Source organism: Paraburkholderia panacisoli (assembly GCF_008369935.1).
GTDB classification, from domain to species: Bacteria; Pseudomonadota; Gammaproteobacteria; order Burkholderiales; family Burkholderiaceae; genus Paraburkholderia; species Paraburkholderia panacisoli.
On sequence record NZ_VTUZ01000008.1, the window covers coordinates 197915 to 223420 of the forward strand.

Below are 25506 nucleotides of genomic sequence, written 5' to 3' on the forward strand. Positions count from 1 at the left end.
TTGTCTCCTGCTATGCGTTGTTGAACTGCGTGAACCGGTCATGGATGCCGGCACTTCGTCCTGCGCTTTCTTATCAAGTATTGGTGTGCGTTCATTCACCAATGAACGTATTATTCATATACGAACTTTTTGAAGTCAAGGGATCCGCACTGCAGCAGACCCCCGTGTTTTCCCTGGACCAATGTCTCCTTGCTGAAGATTCGCCACGCACTTACATTCACCCGCCAGATAATGAAAAATCCACACGGAACCTCGCTGACGATGGAAGCCGAAGACAAACACGACGACGACCGTTACCGGGCTCCCGCGCTCGACAAAGGCCTCGACATCCTCGAACTGCTCGCCGAGCAGAAAGAAGGACTGACGCGCGCCGAAATCACCAAGCTGCTGGGCCGCAATGCGAGCGAGATGTACCGGATGCTCCAGCGTCTGGTCGCGCGGCAATACGTGGTGCGCTCGGCGGCGGGCGATCGCTATTCGCTGAGCCTGAAGCTGTATGCGCTCGCGCATCGTCATCCGCCGATGAGCCGTCTGATCGCCGAAGCGCTGCCGCTGATGCAGCGCTTTGCCGATGCCGCCGAGCAGTCGTGTCACCTCGTGGTGTACGACCGGGGCAACCTGCTGGTGATCGCTCAGGTGGACGGGCCGGGCACGTGGGGCATGTCGGTGCGGCTCGGCTCGCGGGTCGGCTTGATCGACACGGGCTCGGGCCGCGTGATGCTGGCGTTTCAGAGCATCGAGCAGCGTCAGCAGATGCTGGCCGAGCATACGAAGGTGAAGGGCGAGGTCACGATCGACCGCGACGCGCTGGAGCAGGCGTGCGAGCGGATTCGCGCGGCAGGTTTTTCGCAGAAGGACAGCCAGCAGACGTTCGGCGTGACCGATGTCACGTTTCCGATCCAGGGGCCGTCCGGCCAGGCGATCGCGGTGCTCACCTGCCCGTACCTGCGGCGCATCGATGAATACGTCGCGCCGACGCTCGAAGCGGCCACCGCGTTGCTGCGCGAGACGGTGCAGGCGCTGTCGATGTTTCGCGAGCAAGCCGCCTGACGTGGATTGCTGAAAAATGGGCTGACGCGGGGGCCGTCGAAAGACGAGCGCCTGCGCACATGGTTTAGAATGGCGGCCCTCTCAAATCTACGCCGCATGAGTTCGCTCATGCGCGCCCATCGATAAGCAATGGCGAAACTTCTGACCGATTCCGAATTCCAGCGTTTTTCCGAACTCCAGCAGAAGCAGTCGAGCTTCACGATCACACCTGAAGAAGCCGACGAACTGCGCGACATCGTCGCTCACGCGCAAAAGCGCCGCGACGACCGCGCTGCGGCGATGCAAAGCATCGAAACCTTCATCCAGCAATTCGACATCAGCCCGGACGAGCTGTTTTCGCCGGAGCAGATCGGCGAGGCCGCGCGCACTTACGGCCTGATTCCGGCCGCGAAGAAAGAGCGCGTGCTGCCGCCGTCGTTCACGTTCAACGGCAAGCCGTACCAGTGGACGACCCGCGCGCTGCCAGACGATATTCGCGTGCCGCTGTTCGATGCATTCAAGGCGGGGCAGTCGGTGAAGCCGTTCATCGCGACGCTCAAGGATGCGAGCCGTTGCGCGATGACGATCGCGCGTCTGGAGCGAGAGACCGGCGCGGTGTATGCGCAGCCTTGGCTCGAGGAGTTGGCGGTGACGCGCGCGCAGGTCGATGAGGCTGCGACGAAGCTGGCGGCTTGAGGTTGGGGTTTGTTTTTTTAGCGTGAGAGGCCGTTAAGGCTTCTTGCGAAACGAGAAGCCGTTCGGACTTCTTGCGGCGTGAGAGATCTCTCACGCCTCTCAGCCGTTCAAGCGGCGCGTCAGTCTTTCCGCGCTGCCGCTGTTTTAGGCGGTTAGTTGCGTCCTGGATGGCGCGGCAATGATCCGTCTCTGGTACCGCCCTTTACGCGCGCGGAGCCTGCGCGCCGCCCTCGCGCGCCTCATCCAGCGCCATACGAAACCCAACCACGCCGGGGTCCTCGGTCCGAGTGATCGTAAAGCCGCTGGCTTTGGCAAGCGAAATCATCGGCGTGTTCTCACGCAACGCCTCGCCGACCAGCCAATGAATGCCGCGCGCCCGCGCATAGTGGATGATCCGGTCCAACAACAATCGACCAAGTCGCCGGCCTTTCTGGTCCGAGCGCACCGCCACCGCGAATTCAGCGGTTTCGTTGTCGGGATCGGCGACGGCGCGCACCACGCCCATGGTCCGCGTGAACCCCTCTTCGCTCGTCACCGTCGCGATCAGCGCCATTTCGCGGTCGTAGTCGATCTGCGTCATGCGCGCGAGCTGCGAGTGATCGAAGCTCCCCACCGAGCCGAAAAAGCGCAAACGCAAATCCTCGGGCGTCATCGCTTCGACGAAGTCATGATGCGCGGCCTCGTCTTCCGGACGGATCGGCCGCACCGTCACCCGCACGCCTTGCCAGTCGAGCGTCTCTTCGAAGCGGCGCGGATACGGCACGATCGCGAGGCGGCTGCGCTGCGCCGTGAGATTCAGCACGGGATCGACCACCGTCACGTGATCGCTGTAGACCCGCAACGACAACGACAGGCCGCCGATCTGCCTGACCTCACAGACCACCTGAGAGAGCGCCGTCAGCGCGGCCAGCGCCGGCTCCGGCGCGGCCTGCCTAGCGTAGGGCGAGCGCAAGACCAGGTCGCGCGCGAGTATGGGGTTCAGCGGCGGCAGGCCGTAGACGCGCAGCGCCTCGGATATGCCATCGGCCGACGGCACAGTGAAGTGGAACACGGGCCCGAAGTTGTCGTCGTCGTGAAGCTCGATGGCGATATCCACTATCGGGTTTCCGGACGATCCGGCGTTGCCTTCCGGCGTTTCAACCCGCAGCCCAAAGCTCTCAAGAAACCGCGCCGCCGCTTCCCCAGCCAGCTCGCGCTCGCCACCGGCCACCGCGGCGCAAATCTGCGCCTGAGCGACGTCGATCGCTTCGGGGACCTGCGCCGGCAATCCTTCCGGCGTTTGCATCAGCAACTCGCGGCCCATCCGGTAATCGACCAGCCGCGCGAACGCGCGCGCAAGGCGCTGTGGCGTCGTATGAACCGGAATGCCCTGCGCATGCAGCGCATCGCGCGTGGCGGCATCGAGGCCGCCGAAGAAACACGCGAGCAAGCCGCGATACGCGAAACGCTGATTCGCAATCAGGGCCTGCGCGACCTCGCCAACTGGCGCGCCGTGCGTCGACGCATGGACCACGAACGCGGTGCCGGTGCTGCGATGCTCGGCGAGCAGTTTGAGCGCGGTGCCGAAATGCTCGGGACGCGCGTCGTCGCCGAGTTGCAGCGGATTGCCGCCGACCGCGTGCGGCAGCGCCTGCTGCAACGCGTCCGACGCTTCGGCGGGCCACGGCGCGAGCATGCCGCCGGCGGCGGCGAATGCGTCGCAGGCGAGCGTGGCGAGGCCGCGGTCGCTGGTGATCAGCGTCGCCGACGCGCCCGCCGCCACGCGCCCGACGCCGAGCGTTTCCACTTCGTCGAGCAGATCGTCGAGCGCATCGACGCGCACCATGCCCGCGCGCCGGAACGCGGCGGTGTAGAGGCCATCGACGGGGTCCGCGCGCCCGGAGCGCAGCGCCAGCACCGGCTTGTTGCGCGCCGCCGCACGTGCCGCCGACATGAACTTGCGCGCTGCCCGCACCGTATCGAGTTCGAGCAGAATGGCGCGCGTGCCGGGATCGCTGGCCAGATAGTCGAGCACGTCGCCGGCGTCCACGTCGGCCTCGTCGCCGAGCGCCACAGCATGCGAAAAACCGAGCCCGCGCGCGTGCGCCCAGCCGAGCACCGCATTGGTCAGCGCATTCGACTGCGACACCCACGCGACGCCGCCGGCCTTGACCGTGCACGACGGCGCGCCCAGATGCGCGTGCAGCGCGGGCGACACCACGCCGAGGCTGCCCGGCCCGACAATGCGCAGCAGATGCGGCCGCGCCGCCGACAGCGTGTGCCGCAACGCGAGACGATCGTCATCGCTGCGCGCCTCGCCGACGATGATCGCCGCCCGCGTGCCCAGGCCCCCGAGCTTATGGACGATCCCCGGCCACGTGGCAGGCGGCGTGCAAATCAGCGCGACGCTCGGCGCTTGCGGCAGATCGCCAGCGTCGCCGATCACGGCGTGCGCGCCGAGCTTCTCGTACTTCGGGTTGACCGGCCACAATGGGCCGTCGAAGCCGCCCTCCAGCACGCGCGCCCAGACCATCGCGCCGGTGCTGTCCGGTCGTTCGGAGGCGCCGATCACGGCGACGGATCGGGGTCGAAACAAGGCGTCGAGATTGCGTACGGTCACGGGCGCTCCGCGGAGTGAGGAAGACGCGCCGGGCACGCGGCGCGCGTCACAGTCAGCATAGGCGAAGTCAGGCGTTTGCGCGGCGCGCTTGCCTGCGGGTCGTGAAAACGTCCAACAGCGGACCGGCTGCGCTCGATGCGCCGCGCACAGTCGAGATACTTTTCTCATCGGGCTTTCGTCAGATCACCGTGACCCAGGTCCGGCGCCGCTGAAGATCGGGTAACGGCGTGCGTCGGCGCGCCACGCGTAAAACGCGCGCATCGGGTAGAAAAAAGGCCGCGTCAGTTTGCACTGATGCGGCTTTTTAACTGACAGGTAACAGGAACGCTGGACGTTACATCGCCTTCTTGAACGGCGCACCCGAATGCTCGCGCAGTTCGTTGAACACGATCTTCGGCCACGCCTTCTGCGCGACTTCGATCTCGGACACGTGCGAAGCCAGATAAGTCGGCGCATCCGAAGCGTCGAGCGCGATGCGCGCCGCGTACGAATCGGTGAAGCGGCGCAATTCGCCGGCGTCCTCGCAAGTAACCCAGCGCGACATCCGGTAACGCGCCGGCGCCATCCGCACGTCGACCTTGTACTCGGTCGACAAACGGTGCGACACCACTTCGAACTGCAACTGCCCGACCGCGCCGAGAATCGTCAGCCCGCCGCCTTCCGGACGGAACACCTGGATCGCGCCCTCTTCGCCGAGTTGCTTAAGCGCTTCGCCGAGTTGCTTCGCTCGCATCGGATCGACCACTTCGACGGTCTGGAAAATTTCCGGCGCGAAGAACGGCAAACCGACGAATTGCAGCGCCTCGCCTTCGGTCAGCGTGTCGCCCAGACTCAGCGTGCCGTGATTCGGAATACCGATGATGTCGCCGGGATACGCCTCGCTCACGGTCTCACGACGCTGCGACAGGAACGTCACCACGTTGTTGGCGCGGAAGGTCTTGCTGGAGCGCGTGACCTTCACGGCCATGCCGCGCTCGAAGCGCCCCGAGCACACGCGAATGAACGCCACGCGGTCGCGGTGCGCGAGGTCCATGTTCGCCTGCACCTTGAACACGACGCCGGTGAACTTCGGCTCGTCCGGCATCACCGGACGCTGCACGGTCATGCGCATCGACGGCGGCGGCGCCAGGTCGACCAGCGCGTCGAGAATTTCCTTCACGCCGAAGTTGTTGATCGCCGAGCCGAACAGCACCGGCGACTGCTGGCCGGCAAGGAACTGCTCGCGGTCGAAGTCAGGCGTCGCGCCGGTGATCAGGTCAATCTCTTCCTTGGCCTTCGTCCAGCTATGACCGAAACGGCGTTCGCCTTCCTCGTCGCTCAGGGCCTGCAGCGTTTCCACCGCACCGCCCGCCGTATCCTGGCCGGCACGGAACACGCGTACCTGATCGCGCTGGATGTCGTAGACGCCCTGGAATTCCTTGCCCATGCCGATCGGCCAGGTAAACGGCACTGCGGCGACGCCCAGATGCTGCTCGATTTCGTCGAGCAGGTCGAGCGGCTCGCGGACTTCGCGGTCGAGCTTGTTGATGAAGGTGACGATCGGCGTCTTGCGGCTGCGGCAGACTTCGAGCAGCTTCAGCGTTTGCGCTTCGACGCCGTTGGCGCCGTCGATCACCATCACGGCGGCGTCGACCGCGGTCAGCACGCGATAGGTGTCTTCGGAGAAGTCTTCGTGACCCGGCGTGTCGAGCAGGTTGATGACGGCGTTGCCGTACTCGAACTGCATCACCGAGCTGGCGACGGAAATGCCGCGCTGCTTTTCGATCTCCATCCAGTCGGACGTCGCATAGCGATTGCTCTTGCGGCCCTTCACGGTGCCCGCGATCTGAATCGCGCCCGAGAACAGCAGCAGTTTTTCGGTGAGCGTGGTCTTACCCGCGTCCGGGTGAGAGATGACCGCGAACGTGCGGCGGCGTTTGAGTTCGGAGACTGACATCGGGTCTGGCGGTCACAGATAGGGGTTCGGGCGGTTCCCGGCGGCGTGTGGCGGCCGGTATGCCGCGCCTTGCGCGGCGGCGTGAGCTGCGGGAGTCGGGCCGGAACCCACATCGACTGGCGAACCTCGCCGCGTCGGAAACAGGTCACGAACAAACGTTCGACAATACGGGAATCGCCAGCGCAGAACAGCGCAGGGAACGAATGATACACGCCCGCGGCAACCCTAGGGGAAACGGCACCAGCCGCGAAGGTTCCCGCCCGGCTGGGCGGTGGGCGAATTCAATGGTGAACTTGTTCACGCACAGGGCGCGGCGTGTGAGCGGCACACGCAAAGGTGAGGGTTTTCAGGACTTCCGACGATGGGTGACAGGTCGTGGCAAAAGGTGAAGCTCAGCAAGCACTGTTCACGCACCTGCGATCTGGAATTCGGGCGGCGCGATGAACAATTGTCAAGGCAATGGGAAAGATCCAGACGATGCCCGACGTAGTTTTTCGTGGAGCCTGAAACGCCCGCCAGTCAAGGATCACGGGCCTCTCGGGGAATGAGCCGAGCGTCACGAAAGGCGTTAGCGGCAATCATGCCGGGCGGTGCGTCGCACAATAAAACCTGGCTCACCGAAGCAGTCGAACCCTTCGCGCGTCGTGCCGAAAAACCCACTGTCCGCAGGCAGGCGCGTGTCAAAGGTGAGGGTTTTCGGGACCCTCGCAACGGTGCGAGATTAAACACACACCGCCTCACTTCAGGAAATCCGGCGCATCGAAAGCGCTGCATGTTAAGCGCGCTAGCGCACAACCGCGCCCTTCACATTTCGATCAGGAAGCGTTCGCGATTCTTCCCGGCAAGCCACGCGGGCGAGCGGCCGCGACCGCTCCAGGTCTCGCCGGTCTTCGGATTGCGATACCTCGCGACCGACGTCGAGGTCGCCTTGCGCGCCGGCTTGCGTTCGGTCTTGAAACCGAGTTCCTCGGCGGTCAGGTCGTATTCGGCGACCTTCTGCTTGATGTCGGCGATCGCTTGCGCAATCTCTTTCTCGCGGGCCGCGGCGACTTCCTGGTGGAGCTTTTCGAGCTCGGCGGTCAACTGTTTGTACGAGGCCATGGCGGTGCTCCCATCGATTGACGAATTGCAGTGCGGACACTATCAGATGAAAAAAGTGCCGAACAGAAAGACCTGCAATCGTACCGCGCCGGCTGTGCGCGCGTCGGCCCGGTGGAGGCGATCAGTTCACTCAGTCGTCAATGGAATCGTACACGCGGCGTTCGAAGTCGACCGACATCGGAAACGGTTCGACGCCGCGCCGCTGGATCAGCATCAGACCGATCAAGTCTTCCACCGGATCGGCGAACCAGCTGGTGCCGTACGCGCCCGGCCAGCCGAACGAGCCTAGCGAGCGATAGCCGAGCGCCAGTTGCTGGGCGGGATCGTCGACCACGGACAAGCCCAGCCCGAAGCCCTGGCCCGCCCACACCACGTGCCCGAAAGCGGGCACGCGACGCTGGTCGCGCGTCAAAAAGTTGGAGCGCATCAGATCGACCGAGCGATGCGACAGCAAACGCCTCTCGCCGACGCGCCCGCGTCCGAGCAACAATTGCGCGAATTGCAGGTAGTCCTGCGCGGTGGAAACGAGCCCGCCGCCACCGCTCTGAAAGCGCGCCGGATTCGCCCAGCGGCTCGCCGACGGATGATCCTCGACCACACGACGCTGCGTGCCGGGCTCGACGCCATACGCGGTGGCAAGCCGCGCAAGTTGCGCGTCGGGCACCCAGAAGGCGGTATCGCGCATGCCGAGCGGCTCGAAAATGCGCGTGCGGAAAAACTCGCCGAGCGGCATGCGGCTCACGCGCTCGATCAGCACGCCGAGCACGTCGGTGGCGATGCCGTAGTGCCAGCGCGAGCCGGGCTGGAACATCAGCGGCAAACCCGCGATGCGCGCGAGCCATGCGCCGCTATCCCCGTGCGCTTCGAAGCCGTTGAAAGCGGCCGCGTAGGCTTCGGCCAGCGGCCCGGTTGCGGTGAAGTGGTAAGCGAATCCGGCGCGGTGCGTGAGCAGATCGAGCACGGTGAGCGGCCCTTTGGCCGGCTCGGTGTCGTCGAGCGGGCCGGCGGGGTCGCGCAGCACGCGCGGCGCGGCCAGTTCGGGCAGCCACAGGGAGATCGGCGTGTCGAACGCGAGGCGGTCCTCTTCGATCAGCATCAGGATCGCGGCGCTGGTCACCGGCTTGGTCATCGATGCGATGCGAAACAGCGTGTCACGCTCCATCGGCAGTTGCCGGGCTTCGTCGCGCAGACCGAGCGCCTCGAAATAGCCGATTTCGCCGCGCCGCCACACCATCGACACGACGCCCGCGACTTCGCCGCGCTCCACATAGCCTTGCATCGCGTTGTTCAACGCTGCCAACCGCGTCGCGGAAAGTCCTGCTGGTTGCATGAGTGTCCTGGGTCAGTCGAAGCTCAGTGACGGGAAAAGGTCCGGCCGCTCGCGGCGAGCTGGCCGGAGCCAGCCGCGAGGGGCGTTTGGCGATTCCGCTGCCGCGGCGTTCAGGCTTTCTGCCGCATTTCCAGCGCCGACAGCGCGGCATTCAGCCGTTTGATCCGGCTGGCTTGCGCCGGCACCCGGACCGCGCCGGAAACGACGTCGATACGGCTGCGCCAATAGGACAACGGAATGCCGTCTTCAGCGGAAATATGGGAAATAACACGTTCCAGATGTTCAATATCTCTTTCGAGTTGCTGATGATTCATTGCTATCCCCGGAATCTTTGAATTAATTTCGAACCGTAAATCGCAAGCATGGAACGTGCCGCGGTAGACGCGGCAGCATGAATTGAAAGCGGAAAATATTTCTCGACTCTTTACCCTCGTCGACAAATCGGAAAAACGTGCTTGTTTGTTAAACCCCGAACCGTGGAGAACAGAATACTGCCGGCGACCTCCGCGTTCCGTTAGGTTCCGCACGGACTCTAGGCGGCGACCCGCATCAGGCAGCGATTAAGCGGCTATTTAGTATAGCGGCTGCAAAAACGTATATTCGGCCAGCCGCTAAAAAGTTGCGAGCAAAACTCACTACGCATAATAGCCGGTTGCTGGATGCGTATTAGGCACAGATTTTTATGACAACCATGCGAAATTTCCATGACTGAACTATGCCCGCCGAGTAATTTCTTGATCATAGTAAATAATGCGCGTCATATGACGCAGCCAACCGCATTAATTACCGAGGGTTGGCGACACGAATGGGAATATGCGGTGCACAATCGCGCCGGCATTGCGCCGGCGCCGGCTTGATTCTTTCTATTTCGCGCGGCACGCGTAAATCAGGTTGAGCGTGCCGCTCTCGCGGGACTGGCGCACCACGTCGAACGCGCCGCCGCAACTTGCGCTGGCCTGCTGCGAACAGGAGTCGGAGCCCACCGGACATTGAACCAGCGTGGTGGCGCGGCCATCCGGCAGAAACAGCGGCGCGCTGCTGCTGCACGCACCCAGCAGTGACAAAGCGCCGACCGCCAGCGTGGCGCTGGCCCGGCGCGCAAAGGAGGAAAGACTGCGTTTCATTGGAAAGCCCCGATCACGTCTTGTTTTTCGATCACGAGATTGTGCCACGGGGTAATTGCACTACGTCACTCGACGGCGCCGGACCTCCTCATACCTCGATGCCGTAGGCCGCGATTTTCTTGTAGAGCGTCGCGCGGCCCATGCCGATCTGGCTGGCGGTGTCGATCACGCGGCCGCCGTTGGCGCGCAACGCGTCGCTCAGGAAACGCTTTTCGAACGCGGCCATCGCGTCGCTCCACGATGCCGGCTCGGGCATACCGGCGGTCAAGCCCGGTGCTTGCGACTGCGTTTGGGTTGGCGCGGCCACCTCGGTCACTTGAAGCCGCTGCCCGCCCGGCTGCGCCGAACCGATGAACGGCGCCAGGGTCCGCGCGTCGATCCGTTCGCTGTCGGAGAGCATCACGGCCCGCTCCAGCGTGTTGCGCAACTCGCGTACGTTGCCCGGCCACGCATACGAGCACAGCAACCGCAGTGCGTCGTCCTGCAATTCGAAGTGGCTGCCGCCGCGCGCTTGCGTCGACAGGTCCTCGAGGATCGCGTAGGCCAGCGCTTCGATGTCCGATGAGCGCTCGCGCAACGGCGGCGCATGGATCGTCAGCACGTTCAGCCGGTAGAACAGGTCCGCGCGAAAGCGTCCCGCCGAGGCCAGCGCCGGCAGATCGGCCGAAGTCGCGGCGATGATCCGCACGTCGGCGCGCACGATCCGGTTCGAGCCGAGCGGTTCGAACTCCTTGTCCTGCAACACCCGCAGCAGCTTGCCCTGCAACGCCAACGGCATATCGCCGATCTCGTCGAGAAAGAGCGTGCCGCCGTTCGCCAGTTCGAATTTGCCGACGCGGCCTTTGCGATCCGCGCCGGTGTATGCGCCGGGCGCGGCGCCGAAGAATTCGACTTCGAGCAAGGTCTCGGGGATCGCCGCGACGTTGACGGTCACGAGCGGCTGATTCGCGCGCGCCGAGCCGCCGTGAATCGCGTGCGCAAGCAACTCCTTGCCGGTGCCGGTTTCGCCGAGCAGCAGCACCGGCGATTCGAGCTGCGCCGCGCGGCGCGCCTGACGCTTCACTTCGAGACAGGTCGCGCTCGTGCCGACGAAGCTGCCGAACGTGTAGCGGGCGCGGCGCGCCTGCGCGAGCGATTTGCGCGTCGCGATCAGTTCTTCCTGCACGCGCGAGTAGTGGGAAAAGAGCGGCGTGAGCGCCTTCAGCTCGTCGAACAGCGCGAAGCCGACCGCGCCGACCGTCGCCCCGGCGTCGTCTTTCAGCGGCAAACGCGTGACGACCAGCGGTTCGCGGTCCGTCTCCATGATGTCGAGCAGGATCGGCTTGCCGGTGATGACGACCTCGCGCATCAGGCTGTTGGGAATCACCGCTTCGCAATCGCGGCCGATCGCCTGCTGCGGGTCCGAAAAGCCGAAGCGCGCCGCGTAACGCTTGTTGATCCAGACGACGCGCGCATCGGCATCGACGATGAACGTGCCTTCGCTGAAATTTTCGAAGGTGCGAAAGAGCGAATCCATCGCCCGGCGTAGTACGTCGTCGTAGGTGGCGGGCAGGCCCGCCCAGTCGTTCATCATGCTGTCGCTGTCTCCGGGTATCGTTCTAATTGTGCTTGTCTCATTTTGTAGACAAGCTTATCTCATCGGAGAGAACGCCAGCAAGCCCTGCTGATAAGGGTTTAACCTTGGTTAGGCTTATCTTGGGGTGATATACGTCCCGTTTCGGAGACGTTTGGGTACAATCGGCCGAACTGCGCTTCCCGCTTCGGCCATCTGATCAATGCATCGGCCGTGGCAGCGGGCGTGGCACGAAACCTGCGTTCCCGCGGCGCCGTGCCGTCGCACCGTCAGGACGGCGTACATGTAGAACAACCAAGCTTTGGAGACTCAATGTCCTTTGTCATCGTCCTCGCCGCGCTGGCGTTTCTGATGTTTGTCGCGTATCGCGGCTACAGCGTCATTCTGTTCGCGCCCATTGCCGCGCTCGCCGCCGTCCTCGCGACCGAACCGGCCGCTGTCGCGCCGGTCTTTACCGGCATCTTCATGGACAAGATGGTCGGCTTCGTGAAGCTGTACTTCCCGGTGTTCCTGCTGGGCGCCGTGTTCGGCAAGGTGATCGAACTATCCGGCTTCTCGGAGTCGATCGTCGCGGCTGCAATCCGCTATATCGGCCGTTCGCGTGCGAATGCGGTGATCGTCGCGGTGTGCGCACTGCTCACGTACGGCGGCGTGTCGCTGTTCGTGGTGGTGTTCGCGGTCTATCCGTTCGCCGCCGAGCTGTACCGCCAGAGCAATATTCCGAAGCGCCTGATGCCCGGCGCCATCGCGCTCGGCGCGTTCTCGTTCACGATGGATTCGCTGCCCGGCACCCCGCAGATCCAGAACATCATCCCGACCACCTTCTTCAAGACCACCTCGTGGGCCGCGCCCACGCTCGGCGTGATCGGCTCGCTGTTCATCATCGTGGTGGGTCTGTCATATCTGGAATGGCGCCGCCGCGCCGCGATGGCGACCGGCGAGGGCTACGGCACGGAACTCGTCAACGAGCCGGAGCGCGTCGAATCGAAGCAACTGCCGCATCCGTTGCTGGCCGTCGCGCCGCTGGTGGTGGTGGGTGTGGCGAACTTCCTGCTGACCCGCTGGATTCCCACCTGGTACGGCCCGACCTTCACGATCACGCCGGACATCCTGCCGGGCCTCCATGCGCCGGTCGAAACCACGGTCAAGAGCGTGGTCGCGATCTGGGCCGTGCAAGGCGCGCTGCTGCTCGGCATCATGATGGTCATGTTGACCGCGTTCGGCCGCGTCAGCTCGCGCTTTGCGGTCGGCACCAAGGCTGCGGTGGCGGGCGCGCTGCTGGCGTCGTTGAACACCGCGTCGGAATACGGCTTTGGCGGCGTGATCGCGGCTTTGCCCGGCTTCCTCGTGGTCAGCGACGCGTTGAAGAGCATTCCCAATCCGCTCGTCAATGCGGCCGTTTCGGTCAGCACGCTCGCGGGCATTACGGGCTCGGCGTCGGGCGGCATGAGCATTGCGCTCGCGGCCATGTCCGACGTGTTCATCAAGGGTGCCGAAGCGGCGCATATTCCGCTCGAAGTGCTGCACCGCGTGGTCGCGATGGCGAGCGGCGGCATGGACACGCTGCCGCACAACGGCGCGGTGATCACGCTGCTGGCGGTCACCGGGTTGACGCACCGCCAGTCGTATCGCGACATCTTCGCGGTGACGGTGATCAAGACGTTGGCGGTGTTCTTCGTGATCGCGGTGTACTACGCGACTGGGCTGGTTTAATCGAGGCGAGGCGAGGCGAGCCGCACTGCGCTGTGCGGCTGCTTGCCTGAATCCGCACCTCGAACATCCACTCGACTCCCCCTCATGAGTTTTGATCGGTTAGCGTAGCGTTTCGACAATCGAAACGCGCCGACCTTTCCGATGAGCTCAAGCCCTAGCTTCTGGATGATTCCGCAGGCCCCGACACCCGTCGGGCCGTTCTCCCACGCCGCCGAAGCCGACGGCTGGGTCTTCCTGACCGGCCAGATGCCGACCTCGCCCACCGACGACAGTGCACCCTTGCCGGACGGCGTCGTCGCGCAAACGCAGCGCGTGATGGACAACCTGGTGCTGGTGCTGCAAGGCCTCGACATGGGCTTGCAGCACGTGGTCGCCGTGCGCATCTTCCTGACCGAGTTCAAGCGCGACTATGCCGCGATGAACGCCATCTACCGCGCTTACTTTCCCGCCGACGCGCTGCCCGCCAGAACCTGCATCGGCGTGACCGCGCTCGCGCGCGATGCGCTGGTCGAGATCGACTTCGTCGCGAAGCGGCCGGGTTGACCTGATCCGCCACGCGTCGCGGCACGTCGGCGCGGCGAATCATCGGCGTCCACGCGCGCGCCGAAGGCCAACACCGGCAGACTCGCGCGGGACTCGTCCGGCACCCTTACGCGCCAAGGCAACCCGGCCCCATCGAACACAACCCTGCATTAACGGCGAGACGCCTCACAATCCTGAGTGGTTTACTGGGAGACCCTAAAGACTGCGGGGTTAATTGCCGTTATTCCTTGCGAACAAGTCAGCACCGCGCCCACGCGCGACAGCATCTGCAAGGAAAGCCATGCGCAACAACCAGCCTGTCACTGGGCACGAGTACGAATTCCCGTCGTCCCACATGCTTGTTTCCGCGACCGATCTGACCGGCCGCATCCAATACTGCAATCCGGCCTTCATTGCCGTGTCCGGTTTTACGCGCGACGAGCTGATCGGCCAGCCGCACAACCTGATCCGTCACCCGGACATGCCGCGCGAAGCGTTCGCCGACTTGTGGGCGACGATCCGCGCAGGCCGCCCGTGGACCGCCCTCGTCAAGAACCGCCGCAAGAACGGCGATCACTACTGGGTACGCGCGAACGTCACGCCGGTGGTCGAGAAAGGCGCGGTGGTGGGCTACCTCAGCGTGCGCGTGAAGCCGCAACGCGATGCGGTGCGCGTCGCCGAATCGCTGTATGCGCGCATGCGCACGGGCGAGTCGCGCGGCCTGATGCTGCGCAACGGCGTGGTGGTGCGCACCGGCTTGCGCGGACGTCTGCAGGCGCTAATGCGTCTGCCGGTTGCGACGCGCGCAGCGGCCGGCTACGCGCTCACGCCGCTGGCGTTGCTGCTGACCGGTCTCGCCGCATGGCAAGGCACTCCGCCCGCGCCGTTCTGGATTGCGTTCGGCGTCGCCGCGACGATCAGCGTCGTGTCGTGGCGAGTGCTGACGCGCCAGCTCGCCGCGCCGATCGACGACATGTCGGGCTTCGCGACCCGTCTCGCCGCTGGCGATCTGACCACCGATCTGGAGATCGCCCGTCACGACGACCTCGGCGACGTGCTGCAGGCGTTGAACCAGCTGAAGGCGAATCTCGCGGCCATCGTCTATGACGTGCGCACGCAGATCACCGGCATGCTCGACAACGCGCGCGAAATCTCCAGCGGCAACGTGGATCTCGCGCGCCGCACCGAATTGCAGGCGGCGTCGCTCGAAGAGACCGCCGCCACCATGGACGAACTGACCACCACCGTTCAAGCCAACGCCGATGCGAGCGTGCGCGCGCTCGACCTGGCGCGCGACGCCCAGGCGGCGGCGGCCGAAGGCGGCAAGATCGCGGGCCAGGTCGAGCAGACCATGGCCGGCATCACGGCGGCGTCGCGGCGGATCGCGGACATCACCGGCGTGATCGACGGCATCGCCTTCCAGACCAACATCCTCGCGCTGAACGCCGCCGTCGAAGCGGCGCGCGCGGGCGAAGCGGGCCGCTCGTTCGCGGTCGTCGCGAGCGAGGTGCGGATGCTCGCGCAACGTTGCGCGGCGTCGTCGAAGGAAATCAAATCGGTGGTCGAGGCGAGCGCGAGCGAAGTCGCCGCGGGCACCGAGCTGGTCGCACGCACCACATCGCAGATGCGCGCGATCGACGAGGCGGTGGGCCGCGTATCGTCGATCATCGTCGAAGTGGCGAACGCGAGCAGCGAACAGGCCGAGGGGATTCGCCAGGTCAATCAGGCGGTCTCGCATCTGGACGGCGCGACCCAGCAGAACGCCGCGCTCGTCGAGCAGGCGGCGGCCACCGCGCAACGTCTCGCGGAACAGGCCGACGTGCTTGATGCAGCGGTGCGTCTGTTCACGGTCGCCGAGGCCGCGTCCGCGCCGCGCGGTGCGAGCGGCGAGCAGCGCACGTCGGGTCCGACGCGGCGAACCGCGCGGCGCCCGCACTTCACGCCAGCACACCTGCCGCCGAGCAGGAAGAAGCCACATTGATCTGATAGATCGGCATTACTCCCACCTCGACAGCCGACTATTGGCGCGTGAGGATGCAACCGTCAGCGCCCACCGGTTGGATGGGCAGTTTGACCCGAGTAACAACGGCGTTTAGCAGCCCGTCCCTTTCCGGACGGGCTATTTTTTTGCCTGCATGGTTGTGCGTCCACGGATGATTGAAGCCGGGGCCTGTCGGGCTCGCGAGCCGAGTTTGCGTTGCGGCGGAATAACCCGGCAAAGGTGAGCCAATACGGGAGCCGTCGTCCACGCGGTTGCCGCGCGCCGCCAGCGCGCTCACACTTGAGGACTGCGCCCTATGCTGACTACAACGCCAGGAGGCCGACGTGACCCCTTCCGACTCTCCGCGCGCCAACCCGCTTGCCGCGCACTTCGTCGCGATGGCGCGCAACAACGCGTGGTCGAATCTGCGCCTCTACCGGGCGTGCCTCACGTTGACCGACGACGCGTTCGCCGAGCGCCGGGTGAGCTTCTTCCCATCGCTGCAGCTCACTTTGAATCACATCCTGCTGGTGGACCGGTATTACTTCGACGCGCTGACCGGCGGCGGCGAGGGGCTCACCATTTTTGACGACGAGTTGCCCTATTCGCGCGCAGCCGACTTGTGGGATGCACAAGCGCGGAGCGACCAGCGGCTCATCACCTTCTGCGAGTCGCTCGCCGACGGCGATCTGCAACGCGACGTCCAGATCGACCGCGGCCCATTAGTCGGCATTCAGCATGAAGCCGTCGGCAGCGTACTGCCACATATGTTCGTCCATCAGATTCATCATCGCGGCCAGGTCCACGCGATGCTGAGCGGCACCACGGCCGCCCCGCCACAGCTCGACGAGTTTTTTCTCGCCGCCGACGCGCCGCTGCGCACCGCCGAACTACGCGAGCTGGAGCGCATGAGCGCGCCGCGCTAAGCCGCGCGCTCTTAACCGGAACGTGCGTCAGCAACATGACAGCCAGGGAGAAGAGCCGCGGTGCCACGGGGCACGAAAAATGCATCCGTCGTGGCGGGGAGTCGCGTTAAACTGGTTGCAACGCTTGGGATGTCACGGCACGCACTGCCCGGCGAACCGCGCCGGGCGACGTTCGGGACAATATGCGGGCGGCGGCATCCTTGTCAGGCGGGCGGGCGCGCAGGCCACATGCAACGCGCGGCAATCGCGTGAAAGACGGCGCGCCAGCCTGCCCGTACAATGGTTCGATCAACAACGGAACAAGGACAACTTCGATGCGCACTACCGGGTCCTCCGGGTCAATGGCCCTGCTCACCGAATACGACGAAGCAACGGCGCGCGAACTCCGCTCGCTGCGCCTCGAATCGACAGAAGACGGCAAAGGCATTCTTCTGATCGAGGTCGACGAGCGCAAAGCGGGCATACACCGCGAGGTGCGTTACGAAATCACGCCTGCCGAGCTGATTGCCGCGATTCGTGCGCATGGCGCTGAATTGCCGGGCGAACAGCACAATCATCGTCAATGAAATAACGCATGCGGTATTGCGCTCGCGCGCGAATGCCGCATGTTTTACCGGCTCTGACTGCTAAGAGTGGCGGGATACGGGCACGCGACGTTCGCAGCGCTCCAATGGGCATGGTTCGCGTGCTTGCATGCCGGGCGGGTTTCAATCTTTTTCTGTTTGTTTCACTTGCGACACTAATCCGCGCTTTGAATCATTCAACGTGCCGCAATAGCGCTTTTACCGCCCGAATATCGGGCACCTTTTCAAGCCGTTTGCACGTCTTGAAAATGCGTCCATAATCCTTGCATTCTCCTTTGCTTTTGCTACCCGTGCCGCGCCCGAAAGGGCCGCGGTTTTAAGCCAATGCTACATGATCTCGTCGAGCAATATGGGCCGGCGCTCGTCTTCGCCAACGTGCTGGCCGCCTCAATCGGGCTACCCGTGCCGGCGATGCCGTCGCTCGTGCTGTTCGGCGCGATGGCGGCAATGCATCCCGGCTCGGTCGGCACGCAATTGCTGCCGGTACTGATTCTGTCGATCTTCGCCACGCTGATCGGCGACAGTGCGTGGTATCTCGCCGGTCGCATGTACGGCGGCAACACGTTGAAGACGATTTGCCGCCTGTCGCTCTCGCGTGACACCTGCGTGAAAAAGACCGAGCGCTTTTTCGGCCGTTGGGGCGTGCGCGTGCTGGCCGTGGCCAAGTTCGTGCCGGGCCTGTCGATCGTGTCGATTCCAATGGCCGGCGCCATGGGCACCCGCTACCGCACTTTTCTCACCTACGACAGCATCGGCGCCGCGTTGTGGTCCGGCACGGGCTTGATTATCGGGGCCTTGTTCGCGCGGCAGATCGACATGCTGTTCGCGATTGCCGGGCGACTCGGCCGCACTGCCGCGCTCGTGGCGGTCGCGCTACTGCTGTTGTACGCGGGGTATCGGTGGTTCCGGCGCCGTCAGTTGATTTCGAAGCTCGCGTCCGCGCGCATCGAAGTGGAGGAACTCGCGAAGCTGTTCGCGGCGGGCAAATCGCCGGTGCTGTTCGACATCCGGTCGCAGGAGAAGCGCAAGCTCGATCCGTACGTGATTCCGGGCTCGCAATTCGCCGATGAGCGGCAACTCGACGAAATCGTCGCAACCTATCCGCACGATCAGAAACTGGTGATCTACTGTTCCTGCCCGAATGAAATTTCCGCGGCATGGATGGCCAAGCAACTGAACGAGGCCGGCTTCTCCGACGTGCTGCCGCTGCGCGGCGGCATGGAAGCCTGGCGTGACAAGGGCAAGCCAGTCGAAGCGCTGGCCCACATGCCGCCGCCGGAAGTCGCGGTCGACGACATCGCGCCGAAGGCCGTATAGCGCGGCAGCGCATCTGCATCAGTGCGCCTCGTGCGCCGCGCCGCTTCGCCTCCCGTTCAATCCATCAATGAACACCGAAGGAGCGGTTCAATGCTTTCGACTCAGGAAGTTTCGACTCAGGAAGTTGAAGGACAGCAGACAGTTGTCGCCGACGCGCCGTTTTCGTCTCTCTCGACGCGCATGCATCAGATGTTCCCCGCGCTCACCAGCGCGGAAATCGCCCGCCTGCGCCGGTTCGGCGAGATCGGCCACTGGAAGGCCGGCGAATTGCTGTTCGAGACGGGTCATACCGGGCCCGGCATGTTCGTACTGCTTGAAGGACGCGTGAAGATCTATCAGCGCGACGGCATTGGACGCGAAGTCCTGATCAACGAACACGGCGCGGGGCATTTTCTTGCCGAGGTCGGTCAGTTGTCGGGACGGCCCGCACTGGTGAACGGCATGGCGCTCAGTGCGGTGGAAGCGCTGCTGATTCCGCCCACCGGGCTGCGTGCGCTGATCGTCGCCGAAGCCGAACTCGGCGAGCGCATCATGCGCGCGCTGATCCTGCGGCGCGTGTCGCTGATCGAAAAGGGCGCGGGCGGGCCGATCCTGATTGGCAACAGCAGCGACGCGCAGCTCGTGATGCTGCAAGGCTTTCTGTCGCGCAACGGCCATCCTCATTCCGTGATCGACGAGCGCGACGAAGACGCGCTGCGTCTGATCGAGCAGTTCGCCGCACAGCAGGAAGACATGCCGCTCGTGATCTGCCCGGACGGCTCGGTGCTGCGTCATCCGAGCACGCCGGAACTCGCCACCTGCCTCGGCCTGCTGCCCGATCTCGACGATTCGCATGTCTACGACGTCGCGATCGTCGGCGCCGGACCCGCGGGACTCGCGACCGCGGTGTACGCGGCGTCGGAAGGACTGTCGGTCATCGTGCTCGACAGCCGCGCGCCGGGCGGCCAGGCGGGCGCCAGTTCGCGGATCGAAAACTACCTCGGCTTCCCGACCGGCATCTCCGGCCAGGCGCTGGCGGGCCGCGCGTTCGTGCAGGCGCAGAAGTTCGGCGCGCACGTCGCGATTCCGGTTCACGTGACGGCGCTGAAGTGCGCGGAGTCGCCGTATCGGCTGGAACTCAAGTGCGGCGGGCAGATCACTTCCCGCACCATCGTGATCGCGAGCGGCGCGGTCTACCGGCGGCCCGCGCTCGAAGGCCTCGACCGCTTCGACGGACGCGGCGTCTACTACTGGGCGTCGCCAGTCGAAGCCAAGCTGTGCAAGCGTCAGGAAGTCGTGCTGGTGGGCGGTGGCAATTCGGCCGGCCAGGCGATCGTCTATCTGGCCTCGCACGCGGCCAAGGTTCATGTGCTGATCCGCCGGAGCGGCTTTGAGGCCACCATGTCGCGTTATCTGATCGACCGTATCCGCTCGCTGCCGAATGTGTTCGTGCATCCGAATTCGGAGGTCGGCCGGCTCGAAGCCGACGAGAGCGGGCTCGCATCGGTCGGCCTGAAAAAACCTTTGCCCGATGGCGTCGATCATTTCGACACGCGGCATCTGTTCCTCTTCACCGGCGCGGACCCGAACACCGACTGGCTGCGCACCTGCGGCGTGCAACTCGACGCCAAGGGCTTCGTGTTGACCGGCACCGGCGCGGACGGCGTGGCCGCCTGCGATCTCGCGACGACGGTCGAAGGCGTGTACGCGATAGGCGACGCGCGCGCCGGCTCGACGAAACGGGTGGCGGCGGCGGTCGGCGAAGGCGCGGCGGTGGTCGCGCAGATCCATCAACTGCTCGCGGCTTCCGCTGGGGAAGCGGTCGCGCTGGGCGCCTAAAGCCATCATCAAGCAACTCGCCGGGCCTTCGGATCGCCAGCGCCCCACGCTCGGAGCCCTAGGCCCCGGGGAGTAGGCCCCATGACCCGGCGGGTAACCACCTGTTACACACCCCTTCAACTCGTTGCACCTGCGTTCCTTTCTGTCTCGTAAGATTATCGTCAGCCGTTCGACAGCGAACGGCCAGCCCTTTTGCACGGGACCGGAGTAAGCGCTAACACGCCAACTCCGGATCGACACTGGAGACACGCATGATCAAACGCGCCATCGTATTCGCCGCCTTCGGCCTTGCCGCCGCCTGCGCATCGACTGTCGCCCTCGCGCGGGTGGACGTCGGCGTGTTCGTCAATACGCCCGGCCCGGTGTACGCCGCACCACCCGTGGTGTACGCGCCGCCGCCGGTCGTCTACGCGCCGCAGCCCGTCTATGGTTACGGATACCGCGACGATTACTATCGCGGCCGCGGCTGGCATCACGACCATGGCCGCCATCGCGGTTGGGAACGGCATCATGGGCGCGGCTGGTAAGCACGTCTCGCGCTGCGCGCCGCGTCCGGTCCATCTTCTCCATTCACGCTACAGTAGCGGCTGCTAATCGAGGTCGGGCCTCGTGCCCGTCCCACTCGCCGTCACCCACTGACCGACGCTCGCGTGAAGACTCTGCCGCTATCCGCAGCCCGCACCCTGCATCTGGCCGCGCAAGGCCTGTTGACGCCGCCGCGCCGCAAGGCCGTGAAGGCCGACGTGCTCGACACGATCCGCCGCATGACGCAGTTGCAGATCGACACGATCCACGTCGTCGCGCGCAGCCCTTATCTCGTGCTGTTCAGCCGGCTCGGCGCGTATCCGCAGCAGTGGCTCGACGAACATCTCGCCGAAGGCAAACTGTTCGAGTACTGGGCACATGAAGCCTGCTTCCTGCCGATCGAGGACTACGGCCTGCTGCGTCATCGGATGCTCGACCCGAGCGGGATGGGCTGGAAATACGCGACCGAGTGGCACGCCAGGCATCGCGAGGACATCGACACGTTGCTCGCGCATATCCGTGCGGCGGGTCCGGTGCGCTCGGCGGATTTCGTCCGTGAGACGGGCGCGAGCAACGGCTGGTGGGACTGGAAGCCGGAGAAACGTCACCTTGAAGTGCTGTTCGCGATCGGGCAACTGATGGTGGCGGAGCGCCGCAATTTCCACCGCGTCTACGATCTGACCGAGCGCGTGTTGCCTGGTTGGGACGACGCGCGCGATTTGCCGCCGGCCCACATGGTCACGACCGAAGTGCTGCGCCGCACCTGCCGCGCGCTCGGCGCCGCGCGCGCCGATTGGGTCGCGGATTACTACCGGCTGCCACGCCGCCCCTACCGCGACGAACTGCATGCGCTCGCCGATGCGGGCGAGCTGATTCCGGTGCAAGTGGAAGGCTGGAAGCAGGACACGTTCGTCCATCGAGACTTCGTGCCGATGCTCGACGACGCCGCGAGCGGCAAGCTCGCGTCGACCGTCACGACGGTGCTGTCGCCATTCGATCCGGTGGTGTGGGACCGCAAGCGCGCCGCCGCGCTGTTCGACTTCGACTATGCAATCGAATGCTATACGCCCGCGGCCAAACGCAAATATGGCTACTTCGTGTTGCCGCTGCTGAGCCGGGGCAAGCTGGTTGGCCGCGTGGATGCGAAAGCGCATCGGGCCCAGCGCGTGTTCGAGCTGAAGTCGCTACACATCGAGCCGGGCGTGCGTCTGAGCGCTCGCCTCGCCGGCGATCTGCGCCGCGCATTGCAACGTTGCGCGGACTGGCACGGCACTCCGCAACTGGCGATCACATCGGCGCCGCCCGCTTGGCTCGAAGCGCTAAGCGCCGACAACAACGTAGAAGCGTAACGACACGACGCAAACGCGCGCTCAATGCAACGCCGCCCACGCAAGCGACAGCGAAAACACGCCCAACACAATCGACGCCCCGCGCTGCATTTTCACCGGATCGAGCCACAGCTTGCCGCTGCCGAGCGCCGCCCCGAACGCGATCCACGCGAGCGCGATCGGCACGGCCAGGCACGCGAACACCAGCATCGTGAACACATAAGCCGGCATCTGCGTGAAGGCGACGGCCGGAAAGATCGTGCCCGCGAACAGCAGCCCTTTCGGATTGAGCAGCGTCGCCACGAACAGCGTGCGCATGCCGCCCGTGCGCTTTGTGGAATCGGGCAACGCGACCGCCGCACGCCACATATCGACGGCCAGAAAGGCGATGTAAAGACCGGCCGCGACGCGCAGCAGCGACGGCAACCACGGCAGCGCATGCGCCGCCTGCGCGAGAAAGCGTCCCCATACGGAAATCGACACTAGATAGCCCGCCAGTTCGGCGACGATCAGCGGCGACGAGCGCCGCACGCCATGACGCAAACCGGCCGCCGCCAGCAGCGTGTTGGTGGGTCCCGGCGTAATCAGCACGACGACGATGCCGACAGCCAGCAACGCGATTGCAGTCGCAGAGAGCATAGAAATGGCGCAATGTTGGACACAGTGCGCCTTTTATCACAGATAGGGGAATCGCCGTCACGCGGCGGCGAGTGAATTGACGGCTGATGCGCGGATGTATCGCAAGCGCCGCTTGCAACGGCTACGCGCGCTCCACATCGGCACGCATGCCGACACTGATGCCGATGCAAACCGCGCCGCCCACACTCGGCGACGCGCGCTTGCTTCAGCGATCCAGCTTAGCGCGCAATTCGCGTGCGGCTTCGAGCAGCCCGTCGTAGCCCGAACGCGCGTGCTCCGGCAGATCGGGATCGCCCACTAACGCGCCGAGCGTTTCGATCAGGCTGTACAGAATGCCCTTTGCTGCGCCCGATGCAATGCTGCCGGACGATACCTGCTGATCCACGTGACTGAGCGCTGCGTCGAGGTTTTCCAGATCGGGCCGGTCGCCCGTGGGCGGCTTTGGCGAAACGTCTTGCGTCATGATCGAACATCGCTCCGGTTGATGCAACGTGAACAAGCCTTTCACGTTTGTTATATACCGATCGTGCGCCGCCGTCTATTCGTGATCGACGCGCACGCGGCGCACATCAAGGCGTCCAGCGATACATCAGGATTTTCGCGCGAGCGTCGTCTTCCAGCAGCACCACGTACTCGCCGTTGGCGCGTTGCGCCGCGCTGATGCCGAGGTACACGTCGACCCAGCCGCTCGTGCTGCCGACGCTCGCGCCCGGCGTCATGTAGCCGACCGCCTGGCCGGTGCGCGCGTCGTACACATCGACTTTCGCCGTGTACAGCTCCGCGACGAAAATGTAGTTGCCCGCCACCGCGACGCCGACCGTGGTCGTCTGCGGATTGTTCTGCGTATTCCACGGCAGCGAGATCGCGTACTGTTGCGTCGGGGTGCCGGAACTCCAGTTGTCGTAGCGCGCGAGCACGGGGCCCGCTTCCTTCCAGTGGGTCGCGTCCCACGGAATCGCACTCGTGAAGCCGGACAGATACATGGTGTCGGTCTTCGCGATGTAGACGAGCCGCGCGAGCCGCGTGAACGGTTGCGGCATCGCGAACATCGTCGAACTCGCGTACGTGTAGATCGGATTGCCGGCGGAATCGAGCCCCTGCAATGGCATCTCGCGGATGCCGCTCAACGGCGTCGCAAGCCACACGTTGCCCGGCGTGTCGACCCACCAGAAGCCGTTGCCGACCGTGCTGCCCGTCGAAGGATTGCCGCTGATTTCGCTGGCCTCGACGGTGCCGTTGCCATTGCTGTCGCGCCACAGCCATTCGCCGTAAGTCGGCTGGCCGGCGGGCCACGTGCCTGGCAGCGGATTCTGCGCGAGCAGACCCGATGGAATCGCCATTTCGCCATGCGCCGCGTCGAAGCGATAAACGTTCAGATAATGCGCGCCCGGATCGAGCGTATAGAGAAACGGCTGACCGTTGATCCGGCGCACCATCGGCTCGCCACGCACACCGCGCGGCTCGTGAAACGTGGGGTCGTCGGGATAATCGAACCGGTCCAGCGTGAAGGCCGCATACGACCATTCGTGGCCGACCGGCTGGTTGTAATCGAGCGTGAAGCGCTTCGAGCCCGTGTAGACGGAGTTGGGCGTGGCCGGATCGAACGCGGCGCTGTCGACGAACGTCAGGCCGTACAGCCGCCAGTTGAACGCATGCGAGCTGAACACGTAGCTTTCGAGCACCGCGCCCTGCCCGACCGACGCCGAACCGAACGCGCGCGGCCCCTCGCCGTTTTGCGCGACATACAGATTGCCCGCCGGATCGACACCGATACCCGTGATGCCGTTGAAGCGCACGTTGCCCGGCACGCCTTTGACCGCGTGGAACAGGCCATTGCGCGTGCCGATCGCCGTGCCGGCCTGCGGCTGACCGCTGGCGTCCTTGTTGAAGACGAGAATCTGCTGCGACGGCCCATTGTCGGCGACGAGTATTTGCCCTGACGGTGCGACCGCGATATCGGACGGCACCGTGCCGGCGGGCAATGTCAACGCGCCGAGCGCGGTGCCGTCGGTGGCGTAGTGCCCAATAGTTAGGGTTCCGGATGAAATGCCGCTCATCACCCATAGCGTCGAATCGGTGTCCACCGCGATGCGTCCCGGCGACGACACGTTCCACGAGCGCAAAGGCTGCATCGACTCCGCGTCGAACACGACGATCCGGTTGCCGTAGGTGTCGGCCACGTACAGTTCGGCATCGGTGGCGGCCAGGCCGCGAATGCTCGCGTCGGTGCCGGTCGTCACCGTGTCGAGCGCCAGGAAGCTGTTCTTCGTCGCATTCGCGCTATTGCCGATGCCGCCACTGAACGGCGCACCGCTCGCCAGATTCGCGAGCGTGCGGCGCGTGATGCCGTACCAGGTCTGATTGGCCGGCGGATAGTCCGCGCCGACCAGCGCGTTGCTCTCGTTGCCGATCGACATCGCCGCATACAGGTACTGATGATTCACCGCGACCGCGTCACCGCCGGCCGCGCCCCAGCCATGCGTCGAACCGGCCACCGCGAGTTTGTCGCCCGCGCGGTAGGCGGCAATTTCGCTGCCGCTCTCGTCCCAAGGCGCATTGGTATAAACGGTGCCGTCGGCGCCGACGCTAATGGCCTGAATATCCTGCTGCATCCATTTGCTGTCGCCGAAACCGAAGCTATTGCCGATCCATGAAGTGGTGTAGCTGAGTTGGGATTGCGCGGACGCATTCAGCGGAATAAGGCTATGGAATAAGACCACGGCCAGACCCAGACGAGAGAGGAGTTTCACGACGGTATTTCCTTG

Annotated in this window: 21 protein-coding genes; 11 read left to right on the plus strand and 10 right to left on the minus strand. The window is 64.7% G+C overall.

Annotation, left to right across the window (positions count from 1 at the left end):
* Positions 1 to 261: 261 nt before the first annotated feature.
* Positions 262 to 1050: an IclR family transcriptional regulator gene (locus tag FVF58_RS14590; protein WP_149670700.1), complete on the plus strand. Its 789-nt coding sequence runs from the start codon at positions 262 to 264 to the stop codon at positions 1048 to 1050.
* 129 nt (positions 1051 to 1179) lie between these two features.
* Positions 1180 to 1725, plus strand: coding sequence for a hypothetical protein (locus FVF58_RS14595; RefSeq protein ID WP_149670614.1), 546 nt, complete (start codon positions 1180 to 1182; stop codon positions 1723 to 1725).
* A 202-nt stretch (positions 1726 to 1927) separates the two neighbouring features.
* Here the strand turns inward: FVF58_RS14595 and FVF58_RS14600 are convergent, their stop codons facing one another.
* From FVF58_RS14600 to FVF58_RS14630, 7 genes are all read right to left on the minus strand, one after another.
* On the minus strand, positions 1928 to 4324 hold the full coding sequence (locus tag FVF58_RS14600) for a bifunctional acetate--CoA ligase family protein/GNAT family N-acetyltransferase (RefSeq protein ID WP_149670615.1): 2397 nt from the start codon (positions 4322 to 4324) through the stop codon (positions 1928 to 1930).
* 334 nt (positions 4325 to 4658) lie between these two features.
* Positions 4659 to 6260, minus strand: coding sequence for a peptide chain release factor 3 (locus FVF58_RS14605; RefSeq protein ID WP_149670616.1), 1602 nt, complete (start codon positions 6258 to 6260; stop codon positions 4659 to 4661).
* 804 nt (positions 6261 to 7064) lie between these two features.
* Complete coding sequence (locus FVF58_RS14610) at positions 7065 to 7361, minus strand: H-NS histone family protein (protein WP_149670617.1); 297 nt, start codon at positions 7359 to 7361, stop codon at positions 7065 to 7067.
* A gap of 130 nt (positions 7362 to 7491) precedes the next feature.
* Positions 7492 to 8691 carry a serine hydrolase domain-containing protein gene (locus FVF58_RS14615; RefSeq protein ID WP_149670618.1) on the minus strand — a complete coding sequence of 400 codons (1200 nt, stop codon included), beginning with the start codon at positions 8689 to 8691 and terminating at the stop codon, positions 7492 to 7494.
* 110 nt (positions 8692 to 8801) lie between these two features.
* Positions 8802 to 9005: a hypothetical protein gene (locus FVF58_RS14620; RefSeq protein WP_149670619.1), complete on the minus strand. Its 204-nt coding sequence runs from the start codon at positions 9003 to 9005 to the stop codon at positions 8802 to 8804.
* Positions 9006 to 9554: 549 nt separating this feature from the next.
* Positions 9555 to 9815 carry a hypothetical protein gene (locus FVF58_RS14625; protein ID WP_149670620.1) on the minus strand — a complete coding sequence of 87 codons (261 nt, stop codon included), beginning with the start codon at positions 9813 to 9815 and terminating at the stop codon, positions 9555 to 9557.
* 88 nt (positions 9816 to 9903) lie between these two features.
* A complete protein-coding gene (locus FVF58_RS14630) occupies positions 9904 to 11388 on the minus strand; it encodes a sigma-54 interaction domain-containing protein (RefSeq protein WP_149670621.1) in 1485 nt (494 codons plus the stop codon).
* Between the two features lie 312 nt (positions 11389 to 11700).
* Here FVF58_RS14630 and FVF58_RS14635 point away from each other — a divergent pair, with 312 nt between their 5' ends.
* The 9 genes from FVF58_RS14635 to FVF58_RS14675 all read left to right on the plus strand — a co-directional run bounded on the left by FVF58_RS14635 (position 11701) and on the right by FVF58_RS14675 (position 22123).
* Entirely contained in the window at positions 11701 to 13101 is a 1401-nt protein-coding gene (locus FVF58_RS14635) for a GntP family permease (protein ID WP_149670622.1), read from the plus strand.
* A gap of 141 nt (positions 13102 to 13242) precedes the next feature.
* On the plus strand, positions 13243 to 13644 hold the full coding sequence (locus FVF58_RS14640; RefSeq protein ID WP_149670623.1) for a RidA family protein: 402 nt from the start codon (positions 13243 to 13245) through the stop codon (positions 13642 to 13644).
* Between the two features lie 280 nt (positions 13645 to 13924).
* Entirely contained in the window at positions 13925 to 15604 is a 1680-nt protein-coding gene (locus FVF58_RS14645; RefSeq protein WP_246217056.1) for a methyl-accepting chemotaxis protein, read from the plus strand.
* Between the two features lie 344 nt (positions 15605 to 15948).
* Positions 15949 to 16530, plus strand: a complete 582-nt coding sequence (locus FVF58_RS14650) for a DinB family protein (protein ID WP_149670624.1) — start codon at positions 15949 to 15951, stop codon at positions 16528 to 16530.
* A gap of 314 nt (positions 16531 to 16844) precedes the next feature.
* Positions 16845 to 17096, plus strand: a complete 252-nt coding sequence (locus tag FVF58_RS14655; protein WP_149670625.1) for a hypothetical protein — start codon at positions 16845 to 16847, stop codon at positions 17094 to 17096.
* Between the two features lie 342 nt (positions 17097 to 17438).
* Positions 17439 to 18431 carry a DedA family protein/thiosulfate sulfurtransferase GlpE gene (locus FVF58_RS14660; protein ID WP_149670626.1) on the plus strand — a complete coding sequence of 331 codons (993 nt, stop codon included), beginning with the start codon at positions 17439 to 17441 and terminating at the stop codon, positions 18429 to 18431.
* 90 nt (positions 18432 to 18521) lie between these two features.
* Positions 18522 to 20249 (plus strand): FAD-dependent oxidoreductase, encoded by a 1728-nt coding sequence (locus FVF58_RS14665; protein ID WP_149670627.1) that lies wholly within the window; start codon positions 18522 to 18524, stop codon positions 20247 to 20249.
* A gap of 251 nt (positions 20250 to 20500) precedes the next feature.
* Complete coding sequence (locus FVF58_RS14670; protein WP_149670628.1) at positions 20501 to 20776, plus strand: hypothetical protein; 276 nt, start codon at positions 20501 to 20503, stop codon at positions 20774 to 20776.
* A gap of 123 nt (positions 20777 to 20899) precedes the next feature.
* The gene (locus tag FVF58_RS14675; protein WP_149670629.1) at positions 20900 to 22123 is read left to right on the plus strand and encodes a winged helix-turn-helix domain-containing protein; all 1224 of its coding nucleotides are present in this window, start codon (positions 20900 to 20902) and stop codon (positions 22121 to 22123) included.
* A 21-nt stretch (positions 22124 to 22144) separates the two neighbouring features.
* Here the strand turns inward: FVF58_RS14675 and FVF58_RS14680 are convergent, their stop codons facing one another.
* The 3 genes from FVF58_RS14680 to FVF58_RS14690 form a co-directional block, all read right to left on the minus strand.
* On the minus strand, positions 22145 to 22741 hold the full coding sequence (locus FVF58_RS14680; RefSeq protein WP_149670630.1) for a LysE family translocator: 597 nt from the start codon (positions 22739 to 22741) through the stop codon (positions 22145 to 22147).
* A 205-nt stretch (positions 22742 to 22946) separates the two neighbouring features.
* Positions 22947 to 23204 (minus strand): hypothetical protein, encoded by a 258-nt coding sequence (locus tag FVF58_RS14685; protein ID WP_149670631.1) that lies wholly within the window; start codon positions 23202 to 23204, stop codon positions 22947 to 22949.
* 106 nt (positions 23205 to 23310) lie between these two features.
* A complete protein-coding gene (locus FVF58_RS14690) occupies positions 23311 to 25491 on the minus strand; it encodes an NHL repeat-containing protein (protein WP_149670632.1) in 2181 nt (726 codons plus the stop codon).
* Positions 25492 to 25506: the final 15 nt, after the last annotated feature.

Bases quoted from the DNA above. Each gene is read 5' to 3' on its own strand.
- FVF58_RS14590 (WP_149670700.1), top strand. From the start codon at position 262: ATGGAAGCCGAAGACAAACACGACGACGACCGTTACCGGGCTCCCGCG.
- FVF58_RS14595 (WP_149670614.1), top strand. From the start codon at position 1,180: ATGGCGAAACTTCTGACCGATTCCGAATTCCAGCGTTTTTCCGAACTC.
- FVF58_RS14605 (WP_149670616.1), bottom strand. From the start codon at position 6,260: ATGTCAGTCTCCGAACTCAAACGCCGCCGCACGTTCGCGGTCATCTCT.
- FVF58_RS14610 (WP_149670617.1), bottom strand. From the start codon at position 7,361: ATGGCCTCGTACAAACAGTTGACCGCCGAGCTCGAAAAGCTCCACCAG.
- FVF58_RS14615 (WP_149670618.1), bottom strand. From the start codon at position 8,691: ATGCAACCAGCAGGACTTTCCGCGACGCGGTTGGCAGCGTTGAACAAC.
- FVF58_RS14620 (WP_149670619.1), bottom strand. From the start codon at position 9,005: ATGAATCATCAGCAACTCGAAAGAGATATTGAACATCTGGAACGTGTT.
- FVF58_RS14625 (WP_149670620.1), bottom strand. From the start codon at position 9,815: ATGAAACGCAGTCTTTCCTCCTTTGCGCGCCGGGCCAGCGCCACGCTG.
- FVF58_RS14630 (WP_149670621.1), bottom strand. From the start codon at position 11,388: ATGATGAACGACTGGGCGGGCCTGCCCGCCACCTACGACGACGTACTA.
- FVF58_RS14635 (WP_149670622.1), top strand. From the start codon at position 11,701: ATGTCCTTTGTCATCGTCCTCGCCGCGCTGGCGTTTCTGATGTTTGTC.
- FVF58_RS14640 (WP_149670623.1), top strand. From the start codon at position 13,243: ATGAGCTCAAGCCCTAGCTTCTGGATGATTCCGCAGGCCCCGACACCC.
- FVF58_RS14645 (WP_246217056.1), top strand. From the start codon at position 13,925: ATGCGCAACAACCAGCCTGTCACTGGGCACGAGTACGAATTCCCGTCG.
- FVF58_RS14655 (WP_149670625.1), top strand. From the start codon at position 16,845: ATGCGCACTACCGGGTCCTCCGGGTCAATGGCCCTGCTCACCGAATAC.
- FVF58_RS14660 (WP_149670626.1), top strand. From the start codon at position 17,439: ATGCTACATGATCTCGTCGAGCAATATGGGCCGGCGCTCGTCTTCGCC.
- FVF58_RS14665 (WP_149670627.1), top strand. From the start codon at position 18,522: ATGCTTTCGACTCAGGAAGTTTCGACTCAGGAAGTTGAAGGACAGCAG.
- FVF58_RS14670 (WP_149670628.1), top strand. From the start codon at position 20,501: ATGATCAAACGCGCCATCGTATTCGCCGCCTTCGGCCTTGCCGCCGCC.
- FVF58_RS14680 (WP_149670630.1), bottom strand. From the start codon at position 22,741: ATGCTCTCTGCGACTGCAATCGCGTTGCTGGCTGTCGGCATCGTCGTC.
- FVF58_RS14685 (WP_149670631.1), bottom strand. From the start codon at position 23,204: ATGACGCAAGACGTTTCGCCAAAGCCGCCCACGGGCGACCGGCCCGAT.